This is a genomic window from Elusimicrobiota bacterium, assembly GCA_018816525.1.
Lineage (GTDB): Bacteria > Elusimicrobiota > Endomicrobiia > CG1-02-37-114 > XYA2-FULL-39-19 > OXYB2-FULL-48-7.
In genome coordinates this window covers 1-5416 of the sequence record JAHIVV010000091.1, presented here as the reverse complement: position 1 = coordinate 5416, position 5416 = coordinate 1, and the positions used below count along the sequence as shown (strand labels likewise).

The window sequence follows — 5416 nt, the reverse complement described above, 5'->3', positions numbered from 1 at the left end:
GAAATATTCTGATAATATTACTTCCCTTGGGCCTGAAGTTTGTGCCGCATTCTCTGAAATGTGTTCCCTTAAGAGATTCTGGGGAATATTTTTCTGCAGAACAGCCAGAATTCTTAGTATATTTATGCCATTTTTTAATTCCTGATTTAATTCTTTCAATGTGGTTTTTGTCGTTTGCTTGGGAAATCCACCTTCACTAAGTTCTTTCATCACTCTTTTCAAATATAGTTCCTGCTCCTCAGTAAGTTGTCTCATATCCTTTGAAATCGCCTTAAGAATCCTTAACACCTGTGTAGCAGTATCTCTGCCGCCAGTTGCTTTCAATTCAGGTAATTCTTCTGCTGTGGCTGTTTCGAATGCTTTTTTATTATTTTCTAATAGTTCATAGAAACCGGCGTCTAATTTCTCACGTTTAATGGTTGAGTCTGCTTCCAATAATTTCGCAGTTGAAATAAAATCCAGCTCCTTCGTGTCTTGTATATTTGTATGGAAAAACTTCTCTAATTTCCCTTTACGGAAATAAGTCAATAAAGCATTTTTATTGTTCTTTTCAAGCCGTGCAGTCCGCGCTTTTTTGGGTAATCGTTTTATTCTTTCAAATAAATCAGGATTTTTGTCTCTGATATCTCTTATTATTTCCAAATATTTAAGCTCGCTTTCTTGAGTTTCATCTTCACCAGTAATCGTTTTCTTGGATGTCAGACGACTGAACAATTCATGGGACTCTACGGATTCACCTTCCGTAAGCAGTCTTGCATCACTCCCCAATAGGGTTATAAAAGCATGTATTTTTGCTTCTGCTGCTTCTTTAAGCTTTATCTGGTCATTGGATTGTTTAGTAGGAAAGAAGTTAAAAGTATAGATATTCTTGAATTTTGTATCAATACGGTTTATACGGCCGACTCTCTGCATTAGCCGGGTCGGGTTCCAGGGAATATCATAATTTATTACTATATTTGACCGGTGAAGGTTTACGCCTTCTGATAATACTTCTGTGCTGATAAGTATCTCGTAATCATTCTTAGGATTGCGGGATGCCGGGTCAAAATTCTGAATTACTTCATCCCGGATTAATGAACTTGACTGGCCGGTAAATGTAAGAATTTTCACGGATAATTTATCTTTAATTATTCCTGAAATATAATCGGCCGTCTCTTTTGATTCCGTAAAAACAATTAGTTTATTATCTTTCAGAAGTTTGTTAGTAGATAATATATCAATAAATTTCAGGAGTTTAGGGTCACGCTTAACATTATCCCAGAGTTTTTTGATTTCTTTCAAAATCGCCAAATCCTTATGTAGCTGTTCTTTGAATTCTTTTGTAAAGTCTTTGGCAGCATATACTCTTGCTTTATCTTCATCAATTAATTTCTGTATAGCTTCATCATTACCTTCATCAAGCAGTTCAAAAATCTTGTTTGTGTGTTTTTTGCTTACATAAACCTTGCCTTTTTCAAATTCTTCAAGGAATCTCTCATAAGAAGATATAAACCGGCCCACTGAATTATTGAAAGCATAGAAACTGCTTTCAAGTCGTTTTATGAGTAATATTCTCATAAATTTACCCATGTTCCGCTGTGATAATTCTTCCGGCTGGGTTAATACACCTGTGTAATAAAGCAAAGGAGTATAACGGGCATATTTGAAATCTTTCGCTATAAGTTCAACTGTCTTGTTGAATATACGGTCTTCTTCATTGCTTAACTCATAAAAAACTGGCTCCGGATCTGCAACATCAGGGAATTTAAGCCCCTGTTTTTTTAAATCATTCACAAAATATTTCTCAATCTCTGTTCTTGTCCTTCTGACCATAAGATATTTAAGGACATTTTCTCTGATTTCTTTTGCATTATCCTTGGCAATTTTGATGTATTGCGGCAGATTTTTCTGCCTGTCAAGCCCCTTAAATCTTTTCTCAAGTTTCAGGAAAAATGATTCTAAGTTTGGAAGATTGGGGATTGTACTCTTTTTAGCTTTTTGAAAGAGTTTTATCTGGCTTAAAATATCCCTGGGAAAGTTATTATAAGGCGTAGCAGTAACCAATATAACCCTCTTGCCTCTGCATATCTGGGCAAGTTTCTCATAAGTTATATTTGTCTCTGACCTGAACCTATGTGCCTCATCTATAAAAACATTTTTATACTTATCTGTTCCTTTTTCTATTAAAGAGTCCAATTTCCCAATGGATTCAAAATCAGCAGGTACCTTAAAATCTGAAAATATGTTTCTCCAGGAACCCGGGTTACTCTCTTCTAATAGGATGGGTGGCGCTATAACAAGATTCCTGCCGTCAAGTTGGTTAGCAAGCATAGCAGAAACATAGGTTTTACCAAGGCCGACTACATCTGAAATAAAAACTCCGCCATATTCTTCAAGTATTTTCTTGGCATTCAAAACTGCCTGTTCCTGATATTCCAATCGCTTGAAATTCTCTGGGATATATCTAAAGAAAACATCTTCAGGTTGGCTGATTTCATCCTTAAAATACTCATAGAGAAATTTTAGGTATAATTCATGGGGAGTAATTGTATTATTTAACCAGGTCTTTGTTTGAATTGTTTCAAGGTATTTGTCTTTTACATCTACAGAATTCTCCCATAATTCATTGAATTTATTTAAAGCAAAGTTATAGTCAGAACTATTTTTGAGTTCAATATTGAATTCTAAATTATCAATGAGTCCTGCTTGGGTAAAATTACTTGAACCGGTTATTACTCTGCCAGCATCACGGTCACTTTCAGAAAAAGTCATTATATAGACTTTCGCATGTATGTTTTCTGATGGGTAGGCTCTTATTTGTAATTTTCCACTATTAAGCCATTCTATGAATTTAAGCACACCCTCTTCTATGTCTTTTTTATCTTCGGAGTTCTCCATTTCATTTGTTACTTCGTGAGAGAATTGCTCTTTTGCTTCGGCGTGCGAGAATTTAATGGCTTGCTGTTCTGAAACCTGGGTTTGTTTAATAAGGTTTAAAGTCTGACGGTTTGTTCCGATACCAATTAAAATTCGTATTTTCTCTGTTTTTTCTAAGGTTTTGTATAAAGCATGAAAGCCGCTTGTGTAAAAATATCCTACTAGAACATCAAAAAATCTGGTATCTTTAATAAGAATATTAAATCTGTCTAAAAGAGTTCTATTCCCTTCGTTCGTAATGAATGTTAAATCAGAAATTATTCTTTTCTCGACCATGCTATTATCCGTTCACCAATTTGTCTATTTTGACCTTGAGTGCCCCGGCTATCTTTCTCCGTCTTGAGAAAACAGCCAGGATTTATAACCGTAAGAACCTTACTGTCTTTTTTCATCCTTGATAACTTCCCAATTGCCACCTTTACGTGCGCCCACCCGCTTTAAAAGACCTTTATTTTTCAGGTTTTCTATATCTCTTTTAATTGTTTTGTCATTAACTTTTAAAAGCTTTGATAATTGAGGGATGGTAATCTTATTATTTTTTGCTATTTGCAACAGGATAATATCATTTCTTTTTTCAGGGACATTTATAGGGACATTTTCAGGGACATTTATGGGGGCACCAGATGACTTAGCCCCGAACTTGAACATTATCCTGTAATAGTCAATGTCGCCTGTTATTTCTGGTTTGTTTTTGTAGTAACTCTGCCAGCCATTAAACATTTTATAGAAACCGGAACCTATAGTATCAGCCAACCGGATATACCTGAACGCCTTTGCAACTATAGGGTTTCTGGGTTGGGAAAAGCCCTCTTTCAGTATGTCCTCGATGCTTTTTGGCAAAGTCCCAGGATTGAAGAATTCAATCCTGTCAGAAAATACTCTCACCCTGGGAACGATGGCGCTGTAGTAATCCGAATGTATAAGCATATTCACAAGGGCTTCCCGGATTGCCTGCAATTGCGGTGGATTGTTGTCTCCAAATGGCCCTACGAGTTTAAAAGGGACATCTACTCTCTTTGAAAGCCTGTCGTAAATATCAAAGAAAGACCTGTAGATGTTCTGTTCAGAGGTCAACCTGTAAGTGTATCTGGTTGGGCCGTCTTCATAAGATATTCCGGGGATTTCCAGGTAATCAATGTGATAATTGGAAAATGTATGGGCAAGCGGCAGGTCTTTGCCAAACAATAGCAATCCGCCGTATGTGACCCTGTCTTTTATTGTAACCCGTAAACTATTGAGAAAAGCCGCGTCAGAGAGTTCGTTAAAGTGGTGCCCTTCATTAACCGTTTTAAAGTACTGTCTATAACCGTCTATAGACTTCTTGTCCAAATCTTTTATTGTATATTTTGTACGTTCCTGGTCTTTTTCTTCAAACGAGGAATTCCTGTACAGTGCGTCAATTTCTTCTCTTGTTGCCCGCTGGTCTCCGCTGCCAGTCCTGATAAAAGCGTTAGTGACAGCGTTAAAATAGACTGGTTTATCTTTGGCTGAAACCGATGGAATATAAAATCCGAATATTGTTTTATTGTTAATCCTGTATTTTTTGCATTTAACTGGTATTTTCTTATTGAACTTATCCCCGCGGAGAGCAGTAAGAAAGTCACTTTCAATCTTTACAGGATTATCAATGCCCATTATATCATACGTATTGCCTGACTTTGATACTCCAAGTATAAGCCAACCACCTGCAGTATTTGAAAAAGCGCTGACAGTCTCCCAGATATTTTTTGGAAGGTCTGACTTTGCTTCTTTAACCTCAAAATCTTCCCATTCTATATCCTGCAATTTTTTTATTAATTCCTGTTTGTTCATTTTATTATCCGTTCACCAATTTGTCTATTTTAACCTTTAATGCACCAGCGATCTTCCCAATAGTGTCAATCCTTGGGTGCTTAATATCGCCGATTTCTATCTTGTTTAATGTAGTATAAGGAATGTCTGCCTTCCGTGCAAGACCGTCTTGCGTAAGTCCTCTTAATTTTCTGTACTTTCTTATTTTATGACCAATCATCGATTTTTCCTAATATTCTATAAAAAACCTAATATCTTATTCCTTTTCACATCAATTACAGCAGAAACAACTCTAACTTCCATTCCATTGGGCATCTGGCTTGTTTTCCGGCTTATAGAAATATTAGATACTGTATAACCGTCAATACTAGATGTCAACTTAACAGAGTCATTTTCATAAATATCTTTTACTTTATCGTTGTTGAATATAAAAGTGCCATCTTTTTCTGTATTAAGGCTACAAAGCTGGTTATTATCAAATAACAAGTCTATTTTTTTATTATCTACAGGTTTTAGATTTTGATCACGCACACTTCCTTGTAATGTATAAATTGGAGATCCCATTATTCCTCCCTCAATTAAGGCAAATTATATTCGAAAGTGCTATTTAAAGGATTAAATTTCTTCTTACCCAGTTCTTTCCCGTTTTTATCAAAAACAGTGATAGAATCTAATGCATTCGGTATTACTTTTATAGCATATCTATTAT

The 5416-nt window shown here is 35.8% G+C and carries 4 protein-coding genes; all 4 read right to left on the bottom strand.

Annotated features, from left to right (window positions below):
- Positions 1 to 3177: helicase (locus KKH91_08265; GenBank protein ID MBU0952795.1), on the bottom strand; the 3177-nt coding region annotated here is incomplete at its 3' end.
- Between the two features lie 114 nt (positions 3178 to 3291).
- The gene (locus tag KKH91_08260; GenBank protein MBU0952794.1) at positions 3292 to 4728 is read right to left on the bottom strand and encodes a putative DNA binding domain-containing protein; all 1437 of its coding nucleotides are present in this window, start codon (positions 4726 to 4728) and stop codon (positions 3292 to 3294) included.
- A 4-nt stretch (positions 4729 to 4732) separates the two neighbouring features.
- Positions 4733 to 4927 carry a helix-turn-helix domain-containing protein gene (locus tag KKH91_08255; protein ID MBU0952793.1) on the bottom strand — a complete coding sequence of 65 codons (195 nt, stop codon included), beginning with the start codon at positions 4925 to 4927 and terminating at the stop codon, positions 4733 to 4735.
- Positions 4928 to 4944: 17 nt separating this feature from the next.
- Entirely contained in the window at positions 4945 to 5271 is a 327-nt protein-coding gene (locus tag KKH91_08250) for a hypothetical protein (protein MBU0952792.1), read from the bottom strand.
- Positions 5272 to 5416: the final 145 nt, after the last annotated feature.